This is a genomic window from Flavobacterium zhoui (genome assembly GCF_042787235.1).
GTDB classification, from domain to species: domain Bacteria; phylum Bacteroidota; class Bacteroidia; order Flavobacteriales; family Flavobacteriaceae; genus Flavobacterium; species Flavobacterium zhoui.
In genome coordinates this window covers 69541-90742 of sequence record NZ_JBHZPY010000011.1, presented here as the reverse complement: position 1 = coordinate 90742, position 21202 = coordinate 69541, and the positions used below count along the sequence as shown (strand labels likewise).

Sequence of the window (21202 nt, the reverse complement as noted above, 5' to 3'; positions counted from 1 at the left end):
ATATAAAAAATAGAATAATGCGAATTATGTATTTGGAATATTATTTTTGGGAATAGATATTTCCGGTACTGTGATCTGTTTTGGCCCCCGTTACACTGCTTAACACATTGATTTCTCCCCGCAATTTCAGTACGCCTAGCAAAGCAAATATTAAAGCTTCTTTGAATTCCAATATTTTTTTATCGGGAATTATAATTTTCATTTCCGGTAAATAATATTGAATCCTTGCAATTAGGAAGTCATTATAGGCACCACCACCAGTGATAAACAGGTTTCCTTTTTTATTAGGTAAAGCCGCTGCGATTTGTAGGGCGACATGTTCAGCAAAAGTTCTTAATTTATCTGCTGTAGTAATTTTGTAGCTTTCAATTATTGGCAAAACGAAATCTATTACAAATTCAAGCCCTAATGATTTTGGATGTTTTTTTTGGTAGAAATCTAAAGTATTTAATTCAGTCATTAAATTTTCGTTGCAAATTCCAGTTCTTGATATGCTGCCTTTGTCATCATAATCAAGGCCAATCTGGTTTGCATAAAAATTTAAAACTGTATTAACAGGAGAAATGTCAAAAGCAATTCTTTTGCCATTTTCTTCGAAAGAAACATTTGAAAACCCGCCTAAATTCATACAATAGTCATATTCAGGAAATAACATTCGGTCGCCTATTGGAACCAAAGGAGCGCCCTGCCCTCCCAATTGAACATCCTGAACCCTAAAGTCACAAACTACGGTTTGGTGAACCAAGGATGAAATCTCAGGGAGATTGCCAATTTGAAGTGTGAAGCCTTTTTGTGGCTGGTGCAAAACGGTATGACCATGCGAGCAAACAGCATCGATGTTTTCGATATTGTACTTTTTAATGAAATTAGAAATGGTACTAGCAAGAAGTTGAGTGTACTTTTGGTCTAAAGCATCCAATTCGTTTATTGAAAAGTTTACAGCCATTTTTAAACTATTTATCCAGTCCGAGCTATAGCTAATTGTTTCGCTTTCAATTATTTCAAACGACCATTTTTCTTTCGCTACCCTAAATTCAATATGAGCTAAATCGACTCCGTCTAGCGATGTTCCTGACATTACTCCGATAACGTTATAGTATTCTGCTTTCATACCCCAAATTTACGAATCAAAATTGATAAATTCACAAGAAAAAAGTATCTTTGGCTACTTTTTTTAAATAATTCACAACATTTTATTTTATATAATTATGGATTTTAATCTAACCGAAGAGCAGTTAATGATTCAACAAGCCGCTAGAGATTTTGCTCAAAACGAATTGTTGCCAGGAGTAATTGAAAGAGATGAACACTCTAAATTTCCTACGGAGCAAGTAAAGAAAATGGCGGAACTTGGCTTTTTAGGAATGATGGTCGACCCTAAATATGGTGGTTCAGGATTGGATAGTGTCTCTTATGTTTTAGCGATTACTGAAATTGCAAAAGTTGACGCCTCTGCTGCAGTTATTATGTCAGTAAATAATTCATTAGTTTGTGCAGGATTAGAAAAATACTGTAACGAAGAGCAAAAAATGAAGTATTTGGTTCCTCTTGCGAAAGGAGAAGTTATTGGTGCTTTTTGTTTGTCAGAACCAGAAGCGGGATCTGATGCGACTTCGCAAAAAACGACAGCTATTGACAAAGGAGATCATTACTTGTTGAATGGTACGAAAAATTGGATTACTAATGGATCATCAGCTTCTACTTATATCATAATTGCACAAACGGATGTTGAGAAAGGACATAAGGGAATTAATGCCTTTATAGTTGAGAAAGGTTGGGCTGGTTTTGATATTGGTCCAAAAGAAAAGAAAATGGGAATTCGCGGATCTGATACGCATTCTTTAATGTTTAGCGACGTTAAAGTGCCTAAAGAAAACCGAATAGGAGCTGACGGATTTGGATTTAATTTTGCAATGAGTGTGTTAAACGGAGGAAGAATAGGAATTGCTTCTCAAGCTTTAGGTATAGCTACTGGTGCTTACGAATTGGCACTGAAATATTCTCAAGAGCGTAAAGCTTTTGGAAAAGAAATTTTCAAGCATCAAGCAATCGCCTTCAAATTAGCAGATATGGCAACTCAAATTATGGCAGCAAAAATGTTATGTTTTAAAGCTGCCTCTGAAAAAGATTTGGGAATGGATATTTCGCAATCTGGTGCTATGGCAAAATTGTTCGCCTCTCAAACCGCAATGGATACTACAATTGAAGCAGTTCAAATTCACGGAGGTAATGGATATGTGGCTGAATATCATGTAGAGCGTATGATGCGTGATGCTAAAATTACTCAGATATATGAAGGAACTTCTGAAATTCAGCGTATTGTAATTTCAAGAACTTTAGTTTCTTAAATATGATTTTATAGGAATGTTAACCCTTTTCAATTTCGATTGGAAAGGGTTTTATTTTTTAAATCGTTTTTTTAATACATTTACTAAAAGATTTACTTTATGCATGAAGAATTAAAATATTGGTATTTACGCGATCACAAATTGTTTCAAACGTTGAGTTTCGGTCAAATTAGACAATTGTGTATAATTACTGGTTTTAAAAAAGCGCAAAAAGGGGAGATTATTTATTTTTCTTCTTCTGATGTGCCAAGGATTTTTCTTTTGAAAAAAGGAAACATAAAAATAGTTGCGGTCGATGAAGAAGGAAACGAAACGATAAAGGATATTATCCAAAAAGGAGATCTATTTGGTGAGCTAACTTTAGAAGCTGATGATCAGACCAATGAGTATGCAAAGGTTCTGTCTGATGATGTGGCGATTTGCAGTTTCTTGCTGTCTGATTTTGAAAATTTACTATTGCAAAATCCTAGTTTAGCTTTGTCTTATACAAAATTTGTCGGATTGAAAATGAAACGCATCAAAAACAGTTACTCTAATTTGATTTCTAAAGATGCCAAAACCAGATTGTTTCAGTTTCTAAAAGATTGGGCTGAAAAAGAAGGTGTAAAGGAAGGTCGTAAAGTAGTAATTGAAAATTATCTTACACAAAATGACATTGCTCAGATTATTTGTACTTCGAGACAAACTGCGACACAATTACTTAATGAAATGGAAAATAATGGAACTTTGACTTATAATCGAAAAGAGATCATAATTTTGGATATTACAAAACTGTAATTGCAACTATTTCGTATCTACTGTAAACTAGCTGACAAATATTTTAGGAATAGTAAAGTAGTTTTGTGTCATAAAAAATATAGTACTATGAAGAAAATAATTTGTTTAGCATTGTTAACATTTGGTTTGACGGCTAATGCTCAAAATGATTTACCAAAGTCAGCTATCGAAATTGCACCATTGTTGATTGGAGAAAAAATAGCCAGTTTGACGCTAAAATCAGTTGACGATGATGATGTTGTTTTAGAAACTTTGTTCTCTAAAAAAAGGACTATTTTGGTTTTTTATCGTGGTGGATGGTGCCCTTATTGTAATTTGCATTTGGCAGCTTTAGGTGAGGCCGAAAAAGATTTACTTAGTTTGGGATACCAAATCATAGCGATTAGCCCGGATGCTCCAAAGGCTTTAAAAGCTACCGAAGAGAAAGATAAAGTAAATTATATTTTATTGTCAGATAGTAATGGTGAATTTGCAAAATCGATAGGAGTTGCTTTCCAAGCACCCGAAAATTATAAGCCTCTTATCAGTAAAGGTTCTGAAGGAGTAAATAGTACTTTTTTACCGGTGCCGGCTGTATTTATAGTAAATTTAAATGGCGAAATAGAATTTGAGCATATTACGCCAAATTATAAAAATAGGATTTCAAATGATTTACTTATTGCGGTCGCAAAATCTTTAAATAAATAATTGTGAAAAAGTTTTTATTTATTTTAGTATTATTTTTTACTGTTGGTGCTTTCGCACAAAACGCTAAGATCAGAGAGGCGGAGTTCAATTTAGAAAGAAAGGTGGCAATACATGGCTATGACCCTGTCGCTTATTTTAAACAAGGGAAAGCTGTAAAGGGGAAAAAAGAACTAATAGCAACATATGAAGGTGTAACGTATAATTTTTCAACAGCTGTAAATAGAGAATATTTCTTAAAAAATCCTTTAAAATATGAACCGCAATTTGGAGGTTGGTGTGCTTATGCTATGGGAGATTCTGGTGAAAAAGTGGAAATAAACCCACAAACTTTTAAGATTGTTGACGAAAAACTATATTTATTTTATAATGCTTATTTCAATAATACATTGAAAAGTTGGAATAAAGATCAAGCTAATTTGAAGTCAAAGGCAGAGCATAATTGGAAAAAAATCATCAAATAAAAAAGAGATCATGAAAACAACTATTTTATCTTGGATTTTACGAATTACAGTATCGGTAATTTTATTGCAAACATTGTATTTTAAATTTACAGGTGCTGAGGAAAGTATTTATATTTTTAATGCATTGGGGGTAGAACCCTATGGTAGAATTGCTACCGGAATTCTAGAAATGATTACTGTAATTCTAATTTTAATGCCCAGAACGGTATTGCTTGGAGCATTATTGGGTTCTGGAATAATGGTAGGTGCTATTTTTTCGCATCTATTTGTTCTTGGGATCGAAGTTCAAGGTGATGGTGGAACACTATTTGCATTGGCTAATATTACCTTATTAAGTTGTCTTGCTTTAATTTTTTTAAATAGAGATAAACTGCCAAATTTGTTGAAATTAAAAATATAATATGCTTATACCTTCCATTAATAATAGTCTAAACGAATTAATTGATTTGCTGAATCAGTTGTCTAAAACGGATTACTCAAATCCATGTGTTGAACTGAGTAATGCCAGTATAGGGGAGCACACGAGGCATATTATCGAAATGTTTCAATGCTTAGAAAATCAATACGATTCAGGGATTGTAGATTATGATAAAAGAGAGCGCAATGTGTTAATTCAAAATGATATGCAATACGCGATCCGTCATATTTTAGAAATTAAAAGTAATCTTGAAAAAGATAATAAAACCATCTATTTACAGCAAGTTATCGATAATGAAGAAATCCGAATACAAAGTAATTATTATAGAGAGTTACTGTATAATTTAGAGCACTGTATTCATCACCAGGCCTTGATTAAGGTTGCGGTTTTAAAATGCGAAAGTGTTATAGTTGATGAGAATTTTGGAGTTGCCCGCTCTACAATTGAATATAGAAAACAATGTGCACAGTAAGTTTTGTCAATAGCAATGATACAATTATCATTACCTCAAATCGAGATGAAAAAATAATTAGGCCTTCTGCAATACCACCTGGCGATTATACCATAAACGGTAAGAATGTTATTTTTCCAAAAGATCCAAAAGCTGGAGGAACGTGGTTCGTTGTAGATGCAAATGGTACTGTTTTAGTTCTGTTAAATGGTGCTGATGAAAAACATAAAGTCGAACTTCCTTATAGAAAAAGTCGTGGTTTGATTGTATTGGATATTATCAGCAGCTTTTCACCAAAGGATTTTTGGCAAGAAATTGATTTGAAAAACATAGAACCGTTTACATTAGTTTTATTTCAAAATAAGGAATTGTTTCAATTGAGGTGGAATGGAATTGCGAAAGAATCGGCTCCTTTAGATCATAATAAGAAATATGTTTGGTCTTCATCCACTTTGTATTCTCGCGAAATTAGGGAAAAACGTTCCAATTGGTTTTATAGTTTTTTGGATTTAAATGAAGAAATTTCAGAAAAAGAGATGCTGCATTTTCATCGTTATACTGAGGATGAAAATCAGGAAAACGGATTGGTTATTAATCGGAATAACGAAATGAAAACCCTAAGTATTACTCAATCTGTAATTGAAAAAAATAAAGTCGCTATATTGCATTGCGATTTGATTGCAAAAAAAGAGTATAAGACTTCATTTATCACTATTTAAAATTTTTTCAATTGAAATTACTTTTTCATAAGATTACGCATTGGGAATATTGGCCGTTCCAGATTGTTTATATTCCAATTTATTTTCTTTGGTCCTATTACTCTATCAAAGCAAAATCGATTTTTTTCTTTAATGCCTCAAATCCAATGATTAAAAATGGAGGATTTATGATGGAATCTAAAAAAGCAATCTACGATTTAATTCCGCAGCGATATTATCCAAAAACCGAACTCATAATGGAAGGAACTTCAATCGAGGAAGTTGAAAAAATCATTAAATCGGTTGAGATACAATACCCTTTGATAGCAAAACCAGACATTGGTTTGCGAGGTTCGGGAGTCAAGAAAATTGATACTGTTGCGGATTTAAAAATATATGCTAAAAAGGCAAATTTTGATTATGTAGTTCAAGATTTAATTCCTTATTCAAATGAAGTTGGCATTTTTTATGTGCGTTATCCTGATGAAAAAGCAGGAAGAATTACAGGAATTGTTTCCAAAGAATTTTTAATTATCATCGGAAACGGATACTCTACCGCAGAGGAACTGATTAAAGAAAATCCTAGATACGAATTGCAACTTAAGGTGTTAAAGCAAGAATATGGCGATGAATTATTGGAAATTCTTCCAAAAGGGCAGAAATTAAACTTGGTACCTTACGGAAATCACGCCAGAGGTGCGAAATTTATAGATGGCAGTGATTGGATAACCCCAAAATTAGCAGAAACCATTAATGAAATGTGCGTGCAAATTCCGGGTTTCTTTTTTGGAAGATTGGATGTTATGTACAATACTTGGGAAGAACTAGAGCAAGGAAAAAACTTCTCTATCGTTGAGTTGAATGGAGCGGCAAGTGAACCCACACATATTTATGACCCAAAACATTCGTTGTTATTCGCCTGGAAAGAACTTGCTCGACATATTAGGTATATGTTTGAAATAAGTGTGCTTAATCATAAAAAAGGGATTCCGTATTTGTCTCACAAAGAAGGGATGAAAGAATACCGGTTGCATTTAGAACAAAGCACTAAAATTGTAAATTTTTAATTGGATGAGAGCTCTTAAAAATATCTTTGTTGGTCTTCTGGTGAGTTTTATTGGCTCAATTCCGCTTGGGTATTTAAATATTATTGGTTTCGAAATTTATTCGAAATTTGGAATAAAGAGCTTGGTTTTTTATTTGCTGGGCGTTATTTCTGTTGAGGTTTTTGTGATTTATTTCACTTTGATTTTTGCTAAAAAACTGGTTAATAATAAAAAACTCATGAAGGCCATTGATTATTTTGCTATTGTGTTTCTTTTTGTTCTGGCCTATTCTTTTTATGCTCACGCTAATCAAACTAGCGGACGTCAAAATGATTTAGAAAAATATGTTATGTATTCTCCTTATCTTATAGGCTTGATTCTTAATTGCGTTAACTTTTTGCAATTCCCATTTTGGACGGGGTGGAATCTTTATTTAATGAATGGAAACTATATTGCAGTCGAAAATAAATTGAAATACTTTTACGTTGCAGGAACCGCAATAGGCACATTTTTAGGGATGTTAATATTGGTTTTGATTTTAAATAATCTATCTCAAAATACTACTTTCTTTTCTCAATATGTAATACCGGTAATTATTCCTTTATTTTTCATAGTTTTAGCTTTTATTCAAATGTATAAAGTCTATAGAAAATATTTTAAAGTTAAAGGTGGGATTTAAGCAGTTCCATTATAATTTAAGATAGTAAATATCCAATTATGAAAAAAACACTTCTATTAGTTTCGTTAGTTATTTTTGGTTGTAAACCAACTTCAACAGTATTATCTGAATCATCTAAAAAAAATGTGCAAGCGCCAGTAGAGATTACGTACAAAGTAAAAGAAAATGCAGTTGCTGAAACATTGAAATACCTTGCTTCAGATGAATTAGAAGGCAGGGAAACGGGAACTAAAGGAATGGTAAAAGCAGCTAATTATTTAGAGCAGTTTTTTAAAGACAATAAGGTAAAGCCTTATTTTAAAAGCTATAGAGATACGTTGTCTAATTTTAAAGAACCAGCCTACAATATTGTTGGTTATTTAGAAGGATCCGACCCAATTCTAAAAAAAGAATTCGTTGTCATAAGTGGGCATTACGATCATATAGGAATCGCTAAAGAAGGGGTGAACGGGGATTTTATAAATAATGGCGCCAATGATGATGCTTCCGGAACAACTGCTGTGGCTGAAATGGCTAAATATTTCAGTGTTACCAAATCAAATAAAAGAAGTGTGCTATTTGTATTCTTTGTAGGCGAAGAAAAAGGATTGTTAGGCTCTAAATATTTAGCCAAAAAACTAAAAGCACAAAATTTTAATTTATATGCGCAGTTTAATATTGAGATGATTGGAGTGCCAATGAAAAGGGAATATCTGGCTTATATTACTGGTTTTGACAAGTCGAATATGGCGAGTAAAATCAATGAGTATACTGGAAAAAACACCATTGGTTTTTTGCCTAAAGAAGCAGAATATAAATTGTTTTACAGATCTGATAATTATTCTTTTTACGATGTTTTCAAGGTTCCTTGTCAGTCTGTGAGTACTTTTGATTTTGAAAATTTCGAATATTATCACCATGTTTCCGATGAGTTTAAAGCTATGGATATTCCCCACATGACTTCATTCATTCAGGAATTATTACCTGCAATAACAAAAATGACCAATTCCCCGACACATGAAATTATTATGAATTAATGAACCTTAAGAAACGGGTTGATTCATATCATACGCTAATATAAAGTAGTTGTTATTGTTGAATTGAAAATCAGCGATAATAGTCCATTTTAATTTTTCGGTATGCGCTTTTGTTGATGGAATATTAGTTTTATTGATAAAGGTTAAAGCCAACGGATATCGCTTCACAATATGAATTCTCATGAACTCAAAAAGGGGCTTTATTAATCCTTTTCCCCGATATGCTTTATCAATACAAATGGGGCCGTATTGAAAGCTGGTGATTGTGTTAATATCAAAATTTAAAAATATAAGATCAGGAAATAGCGTAGTCATATAGTTAAATATAGGCCATTGGTTAAAAAAGTCCCAACCACCTGCAAAAATATATGCAATGATTTTATTGTTGTCTTTAGCAAGAAATAAACCTTCCTGTCCTATGACTTCAGTTAATTGAGGAATTGAAAAAGGCGTGGTCACAAATCCTGAAGCTTTTTCTTCTTCGGATAAATTGGAGACCAAATAGCGTTGCTGCAGTGCTAATATGCCATCTATGTCACTTAATTTTGCCACTTCTAATTGTAAATTTTCAATCATTTTTTACGGATATAAGTTCATTTATTTTTCTAAACAAAATTAAGGAAAATTTCAGGAATCCTTATTTATATATCAGAAAGAATCCTTTCTGTAAAATGGTATTTTTTATCGTTTTTGTTTATTTTTGCTATATGAAAAATATCATTGTAACCGGCACAAGTAGAGGAATAGGTTTCGAGTTGGCATTGCAGTTTGCCAATGCTGGACATCAAGTTTTGGCCATTTCCAGAAAAATTCCACAAGAATTAATTGACAACGAAAATATCACTTGTCTTTCTGTTGATTTGTCAAATGAATCTGAATTTGAAAAAGTAGAATCTTTTCTTTCTTCTTCTTGGAAAAAAGTAGATGCGATTGTTCATAATGCAGGAAGTTTATTGCTGAAATCATTTTCTGAAACAACTCAGGAAGATTTTGAGAATATTTATAGAGTAAATGTTTTTGGAGTTGCAAATTTGACTCGTATTTGTTTGCCTTATTTACTAAAAGGGAGCCATGTAGTTAGCATAAGTTCCATGGGTGGTATTCAGGGAAGTTTAAAATTTGCCGGACTATCAGCTTATAGTTCGAGTAAAGGAGCAGTGATTACATTATCTGAATTACTAGCCGAAGAATATAAAGAGCGTGGAATTTCTTTTAATGTTTTGGCGTTAGGTTCCGTTCAAACAGAAATGTTAGCGGAAGCTTTTCCAGGCTATCAAGCTCCAATATCTGCGAGTGAAATGGCAGATTATATTTTTAATTTTACGCTGACTGGAAATAAATATTTCAATGGAAAAGTATTGCAGGTGTCTTCTACCAATCCGTAACTTAGAGTTGTAATTTTTAAGTTATGAGCGAAACACTTTCAAGATATTTACCGGAACATGCCGTAAAACCCGTTTTTGAACTTATCGTTGCCAATCAGGTGCATCTTAAGATTGTAAACGAAAGGCAAACACGTCATGGAGATTATCGAAAAGGCTTGAGTGGGAAACATGAAATCACGGTCAATTCAAACCTTAACAAATACAAGTTTCTAATTACGCTTATACATGAAATCTCACATTTGGTAGCGTTTGAAAAATTCGGGCGAAACATTAAACCACATGGCAACGAATGGAAATATTCGTTTCAACGCTTGATGATTCCTTATATTCGTCCAGAGATTTTCCCCAATCATTTATTGCCCTTATTGGCCAGACATTTCAAAAATCCAACTGCAAGCAGCGATACAGATGCTACTTTAGCTTTGGCATTGAAACAATTTGACCAGCAAAATGATAAAAATTATGTTTTTGAAATTCCTTATGGCAGTGTTTTTAGGATTCAAAACGGAAAAATTTTCAAGAAAATAGCCATCAGAACTAAGCGGTTTGAATGTTTGGAAATAAGTTCTGGAAAAACATATTTATTTAATCCAAATGCTGAGGTTGAGTTATTAAAATCCAGTTAAATGGGTAAGTGTTTACTCTTTCAAATACGCTTCGCGAACTTTCTTGAATAAATTAGAAGAATAAACGAAGGCTACAACTGCTTCGTTATCCGTTCTGAAAATTTCTTCTTTGGTTCCTTCCCAAGCTTTTAAACCGTCTTTTAGGAATAAGATTTTCTCTCCAATTTCCATCACGGAGTTCATGTCATGCGTATTTATAACGGTAGTGATATTGTACTCTTCTGTAATTTCTTTTATGAGGTTGTCAATCAATATGGCAGTATTTGGATCTAAACCTGAATTAGGTTCGTCACAAAACAAATATTTAGGGTTGTTTACAATAGCACGGGCGATTGCTACCCGTTTTTGCATTCCTCCAGAAATCTCCGAAGGTAATTTTTTGTGAGCGTCAGTAAGATTTACTCTTTTTAATACAAAGTCTACTCGTTCCTGAATTTTTTTGCTATTGTCTCGCGTAAACATTTTTAATGGGAAGCCTACGTTTTCTGCTACAGTCATAGAGTCAAACAACGCACTTCCCTGAAAAACCATTCCTATTTCAGTTCTCAGTTCACGTTTTTCATCGGCGTTTAAGTCACAATATACTCTTCCATCAAAAGAAATCGTCCCGGATTCTGGTTGGTGAATACCAAGTAGACTTTTCAGCAGAACTGTTTTACCTGATCCACTTTGTCCTATAATTAAATTTGTTTTTCCAGTTTCAAAAACTGTCGAAACACCTTTAAGGATTTTGATGTCACCAAATGATTTTTCTACGTTTTTTACTTCTATCATTACGTTAATAGTAATTGTGTTAAAATATAATTCATCAAAATTATGGTCACGGAGGTCCAAACAAAGGAAACCGTACTTGCTTTCCCTACTTCCAGTGCGCCACCTTTCATGTAATACCCATGAAATGATGGGATTGTAGCTAATAATAAAGCAAAGATGAAGGTCTTTATGAACGCGTAAGCAATATGAAAGGGGATAAACTCTCGTTGTATACCGTCTATAAATTCGCCACTGCTTCCAAAACCGCCATAAACGCTAGCAATATACCCTCCAAGAATCCCAAGAAACATGGCGATCCCAATTAGGAACGGATATAATAATAATGCCATTAGTTTAGGGAAAACCAGATAGTTTAGGGAATTTACTCCCATTACTTCCAGTGCGTCAATTTGTTCAGTTACCCTCATCGTACCAATACTAGAGGTAATGAAGGATCCCATTTTTCCGGCCATTACTACTGAAATAAAGGTAGGTGCAAATTCTAAAATGATGGACTGTCTCGTTGCATAACCAATAAGGTATTTAGGAATTAACGGATTAGTCAAGTTCAGTGCAGTTTGTATGGCAACAACTCCTCCTACGAAAAAGGAAATGAATGCTACAATACCAAGAGAACCAATTATTAAATCGTCGATTTCTTTAAAAATAAGATTTTTCATAACGGACCATTTAGTCTGTTTATTGAAAATTTCTTTCATCATTAAGCAGTATCGTCCTATCTGCGTTATATATCTTAGGAGCATCATAGTTTTTGAAATATTGGCTAAATTACGAAAATACTTAGCAGTTAAAAGTTTTCAATTAGGTGTTTTCGTTAGAAAAGTTTTTCTTTCATTTTCTGTAAACGGTATTTCCTTATGAATTTTGCTTGTTCCGGAGTTACCAATAAAGGAGTTTTAGCTGATTTGGCTTTTATGAAACCTTTTATGTAATCCAAAAATAGAAAAGGCTTTCTCTTCATCATTGCCAGTTTTGCCGAAGCAATTGATGTGATTAAAAATCCGTAGCCTAAAGTGTAAAATGCTTCGCCTTGTTTGTAACGGGCTGTTTTATTATAATTCGCTCCAGTTGGTTTTAAGTGTTTTACGATAAGAGAAGAGTCTGTGACTACTTTCCAGTCATAAAATTTAGATAGTAATTCGTCAACTGTATCCCAACCCATGGCAGGTTTTAAGTTTCCTATTTGTTGAAAGCAAGCTTTTCTGTACGCTTTAAATGCACCTCTAATATGATCTTTATCTGTTAAATTTTCCAGTATCCATTGACCATTTTTTTCAATATAGGCAAATCCTCCAGCCATTCCAATTGTATCATCCTTTTTGAAAATGTTTAAAACAGTTTCAAAGTAATTGTTGGGTAGAATTAAGTCGGCATCCAGTTTTACGATAACATCATAATTCTCGTCCAATGTCTCGAAACCTTTGTGAAAAGCCTGAATTACTTTGCTTCCAGGCAAATGTATCGCTTCGGAGGTTTTATTCACCAGAGTGATAAACGGATTTTCTTTGGCGAAAGCAGTAACAATTTCGGCCGTTTTATCAGTAGAATTGTCATTGACAACGACTACTTTTTTTGGCAAAACGGTTTGAGAAATCAAAGAATCTAAAGTTAAAGCAATAAACGCCTCTTCGTTATGAGCCGGAATAACAATATAATAATCCATTATTTTATTTTTTCAGCGTAAACAATATAATATCTATTGGTGAACTTTCTCAATAAGGGACGAAGACCAAATTTCTTAACTGGATTTGTCCATTTTTCTCTGTCGATTATTTTCCATCCTGTTTTCTCTAAAAGCCAGTCTAATTGCCAATCTTCAAACTCATGATAATGTCTGTCCCACATGTCAGTTTTGTTTCTATAGGCCGGTGAAAACCACAAACGCATGGGTATAGATATAAAAATTTTATCTGCTTTTATTTCTTTTAAAATAGTGTACGGATTAAGTAAATGTTCGAAAATTTCAAAAGCAGTAACGACATCCGTTTTTTCTGATTGAAGTACAGTTTGATTATTATCTAAATCTTCTCCAGTGGTGTTTTTAACTGAAAATCCTTCTTCTTTCATTATTTTAGAAAAGGGATTTTCTACGCCTAAATCTAATATGGTGTCTGAACTTGAAGTGTGTTTTTTTAGAAATTCTAAAGTATGCTTGAATCTTTTATTGGGAAACGTTTTTTCGTACATTTTTTTATTTTTTAACGGCAAAGACGCAAAGGTACAAAGATATGTTTCTTATTTGTAGAATTTTTAGCCCAGATAACAACGAGAAAGCCCACGACTTAAAAAATGTAGTTTTTATTAGCTTAAAAAAGCGACTGAAAGAAGCTCTTTTTAAGGTTTAGAAAAACACATTTTTTAGGTGTGGACTTGAAGTGTATAGCTGGATTAGCTCCAAATAAGTTTAATATCTGTAAACAAATGCATTAACATTCATTCCTGCTCCAACGGATGCAAAGAGTAGAACATCTCCTTTTTGTATCGATTGGTTTTCTATTTCTCCACGAATTAACAGGTCGAAAAGGGTTGGAACGGTTGCAACACTGCTGTTTCCCAGTTCATGAATGCTCATAGGCATGATGTCTTGAGGAACCGGCCTGTCATGCAATTTATAAAAACGTTGAATGATAGCTTCATCCATTTTCTCATTGGCTTGGTGAATAAGTATTTTTTTAACTTCATCTATGCCAATACCACTTTTATCTAAACAACTCTTCATTGCTGCTGGTACAGTATTTAACGCAAATTCATAGATTTTTCGGCCGTACATTTTTATGTATCGGGTGTCTGCATCTAAATCTGGATTGTATGATTTTCCAAAAAACAAATAATTAGCTTCGTCGTTAGCGTATGTGCCACTTTCGTAGGAAAGCATACCGGTTTCATCGTCAGAAGCTTCTATTATTGCAGCACCTGCGCCATCTGAATAAATCATAGAATCTCTGTCATGAAGGTCAACTACTCTCGATAATGTTTCAGAACCAATGACTAGGCAGCGTTTTGCCATGCCAGATTTGATAAATGCATTTGCTTGAAGAACGCCTTCTATCCAGCCCGGACAACCAAAAAGGATGTCGTAAGCAACACATTTTGGGTTTTTTATTTGCAATTTATTCTTAACGCGCGTGGCTAAGCTGGGAAGCATATCAGATTGAATTGTTCCGTATTTTACATCGCCAAAGTTGTGTGCAAAGATGATATAGTCTATCGTTTCAGGATCTATTCCTGCATTTTCTATTGCCTTTTGAGAAGCAAAAAAAGCTAAATCAGATGAATTTAAATGATCCTCCGCATATCGCCTGTGTTCGATTCCGGTTATGCCTTTAAATTTATTAATGACGACTTGGTTTGGATAACCAAAAGCTGTTCCGTCTTCATTCAAAAAAACATGTTCGCTAAAATCTGTATTGCTTATTTTTTTCTCAGGAATATAACTTCCTATTCCAGTTATTTTTATTTTCATCGGGTTGGTTTTCCAAAAATTCAGGCTAATTTAATCATAAATAAATTATTAGACTCACAAAATTTACTATGCGTGCATATAATTACGAAATAATAATTTATTGGCAAAAATATTAATTATTTCATTAGGAATTGCCAAAAATGATGCGATATTTATTTCCTAATTGTTGCAATTGATAAAATGTATATTTTTAAGAAAATGAATTAAACTATTTTTTAAAGTTTGGATGTTTTTTTAAGTGCAAAAAAAATGTCCCGATTTCTCGAGACATTTCTTTTGAGTTAATTTCAAAATTAATTTTCCATGTAGGCTTCAATTGGAGCACAAGAACAAACTAAGTTTCTGTCTCCATAAGCATCGTCAGCACGACGAACAGTTGGCCAGAATTTATTTTCAGCTATATAGTCTAATGGGAAAGCTGCTTGTTCTCTAGTGTAAGGAAAATTCCAAACATCAGTTGTAAGCATTGCTAAAGTATGAGGAGAATTTTTCAAAACGTTATTGCTATCGTCAGCATTACTGGCTTCAATTTCTTTACGAATTGAAATCATTGCATCACAAAAACGGTCTAGTTCTTCTAAGTTTTCACTTTCTGTTGGTTCAATCATTAAGGTTCCTGCAACTGGGAAAGAAACAGTAGGAGCATGGAAACCATAATCCATCAAACGTTTTGCGATATCAGTCACTTCAATTCCTTTTTGTTTGAAAGGACGACATTCTAAAATCATCTCGTGAGCTGCACGACCCATTTCACCTGAATATAACGTGTCGTAATGACCGTTTAATTTTTCTTTGATATAGTTTGCATTTAAGATTGCGTATTCTGTAGATTGTTTTAAACCTTCAGCACCTAACATACAGATGTAACCATAAGAAATCAAACAAACTAAAGCAGAACCCCAAGGTGCAGCCGAAATAGCTGTGATGGCATTTTTACCACCAGTTGCAATTACTGGATTGGTTGGTAAAAATGGCACTAATTGCGGAGCAACACATATTGGTCCAACACCTGGTCCTCCACCACCGTGAGGAATAGCGAATGTTTTGTGTAGGTTTAAGTGACAAACGTCAGCACCAATAGTCGCAGGATTTGTTAATCCTACTTGGGCGTTCATGTTGGCACCATCCATGTATACTTGTCCACCATTATCGTGAATCAATTGTGTAATTTCTTTAATAGCACTTTCAAAAACACCATGTGTTGATGGATAAGTCACCATTAAACAAGAAAGATTGTCTTTGTGAAGAATTGCTTTTTCTCGTAAATCTTCCACATCGATATTTCCGTTTTCGAGTGTTTTTGTAACAATCACTTTCATTCCTGCCATAGCTGCCGAAGCTGGATTAGTTCCGTGAGCTGATGATGGGATTAAAGCAATGTTTCTATGATGATCACCTCTTGACTGGTGGTACGCACGAATTACCATCAATCCTGCATATTCACCTTGAGCACCAGAGTTAGGTTGTAACGTAGTTCCGGCAAAACCAGTAATAACATTTAATTGTTGTTCTAATTTAGCCAACATTTCCTGATATCCTTGGGCTTGATCAAGCGGTGCAAATGGGTGAATGTTATTCCATTGTGCATTACTCAAAGGCAACATTTCAGAAGCAGCATTCAATTTCATCGTACAAGATCCCAATGAAATCATCGAATGATTCAACGCCAAATCTTTTCGTTCCAACATTTTGATGTAACGCATCAAAGCGGTTTCAGAATGGTATTTGTTGAAAACATCGTGTTGCAAAAACGTTGATGTTCTGTTTATGTTTTCTGGAAAATGATTGGTTTCAGATAAACTTTCAATTGTAGTTGCCTGAATCGCTTTTGCGGAAGCAAAAACAGCAACGATTTTATTTAAATCAGCAATACTTATCGTTTCATTCAAAGAAATAGAAACCGTATTTTCGTCAATGTAATAAAAGTTAATTTCGTTTTGTTCAGCAATTGATTTTACTTTTTTTGCATCAGCTTTTACAACGATGGTGTCAAAGAACGCAGTATTGGTTTGTTGTAAACCTAATTTTTCTAATGCGTTTGCCAAAGTTGCAGCAGATGCATGAACCTTGTCAGCGATATATTGCAATCCTTTTGGACCGTGATAAACAGCATACATTCCAGCCATAACTGACAATAAAACTTGTGCAGTACATATATTTGAAGTCGCTTTATCACGTTTAATGTGTTGTTCACGAGTTTGCAACGCCATACGCAATGCACGGTTTCCATTTGTATCAACGGTTACTCCGATGATTCTTCCCGGCATGCTTCTTTTGTATTCATCTTTTGTAGCAAAATATGCTGCGTGTGGCCCACCATAACCTAACGGAATTCCGAAACGTTGTGTAGTTCCCAGAACAACAGCAGCACCCATTTCTCCAGGAGGAGTCAATTTTGCTAAACTCAAAATATCAGCGGCAACAGCTACCTTTATTCCATTTTCTGTCGCTTTAGCTATAAAACTAGCATAATCATGAACTTGTCCGAATTTTCCAGGATATTGAAGGATTGCTCCGAAAAAATCCGTTGAAAAATCGAATTCTTCATGGTTTCCAATCACTAATTCAACACCAATAGGAGTTGAACGGGTTTGTAAAACCGATAATGTTTGTGGTAAAATTTCTTCAGAAACAAAGAATTTACAAACGTTAGCTTTCTTTTGATCACGAGATCTTACGTCGAATAATAATGCCATCGCTTCCGCGGCTGCAGTTGCTTCATCTAATAATGAGGCATTGGCAATTTCCATTCCCGTTAATTCGATAACCATGGTTTGGAAATTCAGAATCGCTTCTAAACGACCTTGAGCAATTTCAGCTTGGTAAGGTGTGTAAGCAGTGTACCATCCCGGGTTTTCAAAAACATTTCGTTGAATAACTGCAGGAATAATTGCTTGATTGTATCCCAACCCGATATATGATTGGAACATTTTGTTTTTATTCCCTAATTTTTGAATATGATTTGCAAATTCATATTCGGTCATTGCAGGTTCTAAATCTAAATCTGATTTCAAGCGAATGTCACTTGGAATAGTTTCGAAAATCAATTGGTCTAGCGTTTCCGCGCCAATTGTTTTCAACATATGTTGTAGGTCGTTTTCTCTTGGGCCTATGTGTCTTAAAGCAAAAGCATCTGTTTTCATACAAAAATATAGGTGTTGTTTTTTAGTGGTGCAAAAATAAGTATTATTAATAATTTAAAAGGTATTTTGTGGTTCCTATTTTGTCAATTTTTCAACTAAAGGATGGATTTGTTCACAATTGACTAATTTTGTCTAATGAAGATATTTAAACAAGTATTTAATTTTTACATAAATAGTAGCATTCACGTTGCTTTATCCTGTTATTTCTTAGTCAGGATGACGCAACACATGTTCAACATTTCTTCTGATGAACCAATTGCTAATTTTGTTTTTTTTGGAACAATTGTAGGATATAATTTTGTAAAATATGATGCGCTGGCCAGAGCCAAAAAACTAAGAATGCGCACTGAATTAAAAATAATTGCTTTATTTAGTTTTTTTGCGCTCCTTTTGGTTGGTTTTTATTTTTTTAAGCTGGAAAGGATTACTCAAATTGTTGCGACTGCTTTTTTGAGTATCACTTTGTTGTATACGCTTCCGTTTTTTCCAAATAGAAAGAATGCCAGAAACTGGGCTGGTGTGAAAATTTATATAGTGGCTTTATGTTGGGTTGGGGTGACTTTAGGTTTGCCCATTTTAAATGCAGAAATTGCTATTACTTCCGATTTTTATCTAAAGTGCATTCAGCGATTTATCTTAATTTTTGTCTTGGTTCTTATTTTTGAAATCATTGATTTGGCAAATGATGATCCTCATTTGCAGACCGTTCCGCAACAAATAGGAGTGAAACGCACCAAAATATTGGGAATGCTACTTTTGATTCCGTTTTATTTTTTGGAGTTTTTGAAAAGTAATTTTGATGAAAAACAATTAATTGTCAACTTGATTTTAGTTGTTTTGATTTCTTTATTTCTGTTTTTTGCCAATGAAAAACGCTCTAGATATTATGCCGCTTTCTGGGTAGAAAGTATTCCGATTTTGTGGTGGTTACTGTTGATTTTATTTCAATAAAAAACCGAAGCTCTCACTTCGGTTTCTAAAAATGTAATTATCCAATAATCTATAATAATCCTGCTCTCTTTAGCAAAGCTTCTGGCGATGGTTCTTGTCCTCTAAAGCGTTTGTATAAAATCATGGGTTGTTCAGTTCCTCCTTTTGAAAGTACATTCTCTTTGAATTTTGTTGCTACTTCTTTGTCGAAAATTCCTTTTTCCTGAAAATAAGCAAAGGCGTCGGCATCGAGAACTTCAGCCCATTTGTAACTGTAATATCCAGACGAATATCCGCCTTGAAAAATATGTGAAAAAGAAACACTCATGCAATTTTCGGCTACATCAGGATATAAAGTAGTGTTTTCGAAAACTGCTTTTTCAAAAGCTTTCACATCAGTTATTCCGTTTGGATTGTTACTGTGAAAAGCCATGTCCAACAGTCCAAAACTGATTTGACGTAGGGTCGCCATCCCTTCTTGGAAACTGGCGCTTTCTTTAATTTTTTCGACATATTCTTGCGGAATAATTTCTCCAGTTTGATAATGATTGGCAAATAAAGCTAAGGCTTCAGGCTCATAACACCAGTTTTCCATAATCTGGCTTGGCAATTCCACAAAATCCCAATATACGGAAGTGCCGGATAAACTAGGATAAGTTGTATTGGCTAACATGCCGTGTAAACCGTGACCAAATTCATGAAACAAAGTCGTTACTTCATTAAATGTCAATAAAGAGGGTTTAGTTTCTGTTGGTTTGGTAAAATTACAAACATTAGAAATATGTGGTCTTTCGTTTATACCATCTTTTATATATTGTGATTTAAAAGAGGTCATCCAGGCACCATTGCGTTTACCTTTTCTTGGGAAAAAATCAGCATAGAAAATGGCAACTAGTTGGTTGTTCTCCTCTTTTACTTCGTAAGTCGTAACTTCATCATGGTATTTATCGATGTCGAAAATTTCAGTAAACGTTATTCCGTATAATTTCTGAGCAACCGTAAATGCTCCGTTCAAAACTTTTTCTAATTGAAAATAGGGCTTTAGTTTTTCATCATCTAAATTGAATAATTTTTGTTTCAATTTTTCAGAATAATAAGCACCGTCCCATTTTTCTAAATGGTCAATGCCGTCCAGTTCTTTTGCGAAAGCGGTAAGTTCAGCAAATTCTCTTTCGGCTGCAGGTTTAGCTTTAACCAATAAATCATCCAAAAAGGATTTTACTTTCTCTGGATTTTGTGCCATTCTTTCTTCCAAAACAAAATGAGAATGAGTCTCGTAGCCCAGTAAATTAGCTCTTCCATGACGCAATTTGGCAATTTTTAACACATTTTCCTGATTGTCGTATTCATTGTTTTTGAATGCCTTTTTTCCTGCTGCAATGGCAATTTCTTTTCGGAGCTCCCGATTATCAGCATAAGTTACAAACGGAATGTAACTGGGAAAATCCAATGTAAAAATCCAACCTTCCACATTTTTAGATTTCGCCAAAGATTTTGCGGCTTCAATTGTTCCATCCGGTAATCCTTTTAAATCTGCTTCCTCGGTAATAATTAATTCGTAATTATTGGTTTCGGCTAAAACATTTTCACCATAAGTCAGTTTCAGTTTGGCTAATTCGGTATCAATTTCGCGTAAGCGTATTTTTTTATCTTCAGAAAGTAAAGCTCCGTTTCTAGAGAAATTTTTAAATTTTTTATCTAATAATGTGGCTTGTTCAGGCGTTAAAGTCAAACTCTCTTTTTGCTCAAAAACTGATTTTACTCTTTTGAATAAATCGGCATTTAAGGTAATATCATTACTGAATTCTGTTAGTAATGGCGAAACTTCCTGAGCGATTTTCTGCATTTCGTCACAGGTTTCTGCCGAATTCAAATTGAAGAATATACTTGATAAACGGTCTAGTGCATTTCCGGAAAAATCCAAAGTTTCTATAGTGTTTAAGAAAGTCGGGGATTCGGGATTGTTTACAATTGCATCAATTTCGGCTTTTGCCGACGCAATATTTTCGATAAAAGAGGGCTTGTAATCTTCCAATTTTATTTGGGAAAATGGTGCAGTATCGTATTTAGTTTTGAAATGTTGAGTAAGAATTTTCATTGTAGAGTCGTTAATTATCATTAATTGAAATATAATATTTCAATATACAAATGTAGGGATTTATTAAAAAAGAAGGGAGTTTTTAAACGGATTGGTCAACTGTTAAACTTTATAAAACGTCAGTGTGTCCTGCGGTTAAAAAGACCTACATTGTAAAAAATGGTGGGTTAGTAAGTCCATTAATTATAATAAAGTTAATAAA

At 33.9% G+C, this 21202-nt stretch carries 22 protein-coding genes; 13 read left to right on the top strand and 9 right to left on the bottom strand.

The features are described from left to right. Positions 1-40: 40 nt before the first annotated feature. Positions 41-1111, bottom strand: coding sequence for an anhydro-N-acetylmuramic acid kinase (locus ACFX5F_RS12745; RefSeq protein WP_073210276.1), 1071 nt, complete (start codon positions 1109-1111; stop codon positions 41-43). 97 nt (positions 1112-1208) lie between these two features. On the opposite strand from ACFX5F_RS12745, the gene ACFX5F_RS12740 reads away from it, so the two are divergent. The 10 genes from ACFX5F_RS12740 (at position 1209) to ACFX5F_RS12695 (ending at position 8581) form a co-directional block, all read left to right on the top strand. After that, on the top strand, positions 1209-2348 hold the full coding sequence (locus tag ACFX5F_RS12740; RefSeq protein ID WP_073210277.1) for an acyl-CoA dehydrogenase family protein: 1140 nt from the start codon (positions 1209-1211) through the stop codon (positions 2346-2348). Between the two features lie 99 nt (positions 2349-2447). Beyond that, on the top strand, positions 2448-3125 hold the full coding sequence (locus tag ACFX5F_RS12735) for a Crp/Fnr family transcriptional regulator (protein WP_379852384.1): 678 nt from the start codon (positions 2448-2450) through the stop codon (positions 3123-3125). Positions 3126-3212: 87 nt separating this feature from the next. Further along, positions 3213-3812, top strand: coding sequence for a peroxiredoxin-like family protein (locus ACFX5F_RS12730; RefSeq protein WP_379852383.1), 600 nt, complete (start codon positions 3213-3215; stop codon positions 3810-3812). A gap of 2 nt (positions 3813-3814) precedes the next feature. Then, positions 3815-4273 (top strand): YHS domain-containing (seleno)protein, encoded by a 459-nt coding sequence (locus tag ACFX5F_RS12725; RefSeq protein ID WP_073210284.1) that lies wholly within the window; start codon positions 3815-3817, stop codon positions 4271-4273. A 10-nt stretch (positions 4274-4283) separates the two neighbouring features. Then, positions 4284-4673: a DoxX family protein gene (locus tag ACFX5F_RS12720; protein ID WP_379852382.1), complete on the top strand. Its 390-nt coding sequence runs from the start codon at positions 4284-4286 to the stop codon at positions 4671-4673. A 1-nt stretch (position 4674) separates the two neighbouring features. Beyond that, entirely contained in the window at positions 4675-5163 is a 489-nt protein-coding gene (locus ACFX5F_RS12715) for a hypothetical protein (RefSeq protein WP_073210286.1), read from the top strand. Then, a complete protein-coding gene (locus ACFX5F_RS12710) occupies positions 5151-5861 on the top strand; it encodes an NRDE family protein (RefSeq protein ID WP_379852381.1) in 711 nt (236 codons plus the stop codon). Before ACFX5F_RS12715 ends, ACFX5F_RS12710 begins: the two co-directional genes overlap by 13 nt. Positions 5862-5872: 11 nt before the next feature. Next, positions 5873-6907: an ATP-grasp domain-containing protein gene (locus tag ACFX5F_RS12705; protein ID WP_379852380.1), complete on the top strand. Its 1035-nt coding sequence runs from the start codon at positions 5873-5875 to the stop codon at positions 6905-6907. A gap of 4 nt (positions 6908-6911) precedes the next feature. After that, positions 6912-7565 carry a hypothetical protein gene (locus tag ACFX5F_RS12700; protein ID WP_379852379.1) on the top strand — a complete coding sequence of 218 codons (654 nt, stop codon included), beginning with the start codon at positions 6912-6914 and terminating at the stop codon, positions 7563-7565. 38 nt (positions 7566-7603) lie between these two features. Further along, positions 7604-8581, top strand: coding sequence for a M28 family peptidase (locus ACFX5F_RS12695; protein WP_379852378.1), 978 nt, complete (start codon positions 7604-7606; stop codon positions 8579-8581). A 6-nt stretch (positions 8582-8587) separates the two neighbouring features. Here ACFX5F_RS12695 and ACFX5F_RS12690 read toward each other — a convergent pair whose 3' ends face one another. Next, entirely contained in the window at positions 8588-9157 is a 570-nt protein-coding gene (locus tag ACFX5F_RS12690; RefSeq protein ID WP_379852377.1) for a GNAT family acetyltransferase, read from the bottom strand. A 131-nt stretch (positions 9158-9288) separates the two neighbouring features. On the opposite strand from ACFX5F_RS12690, the gene ACFX5F_RS12685 reads away from it, so the two are divergent. Both ACFX5F_RS12685 and ACFX5F_RS12680 read left to right on the top strand, forming a co-directional pair. Beyond that, positions 9289-9966 carry an SDR family NAD(P)-dependent oxidoreductase gene (locus ACFX5F_RS12685; RefSeq protein WP_379852376.1) on the top strand — a complete coding sequence of 226 codons (678 nt, stop codon included), beginning with the start codon at positions 9289-9291 and terminating at the stop codon, positions 9964-9966. Positions 9967-9989: 23 nt separating this feature from the next. Next, complete coding sequence (locus ACFX5F_RS12680) at positions 9990-10592, top strand: SprT-like domain-containing protein (RefSeq protein ID WP_073210296.1); 603 nt, start codon at positions 9990-9992, stop codon at positions 10590-10592. A gap of 12 nt (positions 10593-10604) precedes the next feature. Here the strand turns inward: ACFX5F_RS12680 and ACFX5F_RS12675 are convergent, their stop codons facing one another. The 6 genes from ACFX5F_RS12675 to gcvP all read right to left on the bottom strand — a co-directional run bounded on the left by ACFX5F_RS12675 (position 10605) and on the right by gcvP (position 17972). Continuing rightward, entirely contained in the window at positions 10605-11366 is a 762-nt protein-coding gene (locus tag ACFX5F_RS12675) for an ABC transporter ATP-binding protein (RefSeq protein WP_379852375.1), read from the bottom strand. Continuing rightward, positions 11366-12112: an MlaE family ABC transporter permease gene (locus ACFX5F_RS12670; protein ID WP_073210300.1), complete on the bottom strand. Its 747-nt coding sequence runs from the start codon at positions 12110-12112 to the stop codon at positions 11366-11368. Before ACFX5F_RS12670 ends, ACFX5F_RS12675 begins: the two co-directional genes overlap by 1 nt. 68 nt (positions 12113-12180) lie before the next feature. After that, positions 12181-13029 (bottom strand): glycosyltransferase family 2 protein, encoded by an 849-nt coding sequence (locus ACFX5F_RS12665; protein ID WP_379852374.1) that lies wholly within the window; start codon positions 13027-13029, stop codon positions 12181-12183. Next, entirely contained in the window at positions 13029-13553 is a 525-nt protein-coding gene (locus ACFX5F_RS12660) for a methyltransferase domain-containing protein (protein ID WP_379852373.1), read from the bottom strand. Before ACFX5F_RS12660 ends, ACFX5F_RS12665 begins: the two co-directional genes overlap by 1 nt. 217 nt (positions 13554-13770) lie before the next feature. Beyond that, positions 13771-14829, bottom strand: a complete 1059-nt coding sequence (locus ACFX5F_RS12655) for a 3-oxoacyl-ACP synthase III family protein (RefSeq protein ID WP_379852372.1) — start codon at positions 14827-14829, stop codon at positions 13771-13773. 293 nt (positions 14830-15122) lie between these two features. Then, positions 15123-17972 (bottom strand): aminomethyl-transferring glycine dehydrogenase, encoded by a 2850-nt coding sequence (gcvP, locus tag ACFX5F_RS12650; RefSeq protein WP_379852371.1) that lies wholly within the window; start codon positions 17970-17972, stop codon positions 15123-15125. Between the two features lie 135 nt (positions 17973-18107). Here gcvP and ACFX5F_RS12645 point away from each other — a divergent pair, with 135 nt between their 5' ends. After that, entirely contained in the window at positions 18108-18923 is an 816-nt protein-coding gene (locus ACFX5F_RS12645) for a UbiA prenyltransferase family protein (RefSeq protein ID WP_379852370.1), read from the top strand. 49 nt (positions 18924-18972) lie between these two features. Here ACFX5F_RS12645 and ACFX5F_RS12640 read toward each other — a convergent pair whose 3' ends face one another. Continuing rightward, positions 18973-21000: a M3 family metallopeptidase gene (locus ACFX5F_RS12640; protein WP_379852369.1), complete on the bottom strand. Its 2028-nt coding sequence runs from the start codon at positions 20998-21000 to the stop codon at positions 18973-18975. Between the last annotated feature and the right edge of the window lie 202 nt (positions 21001-21202).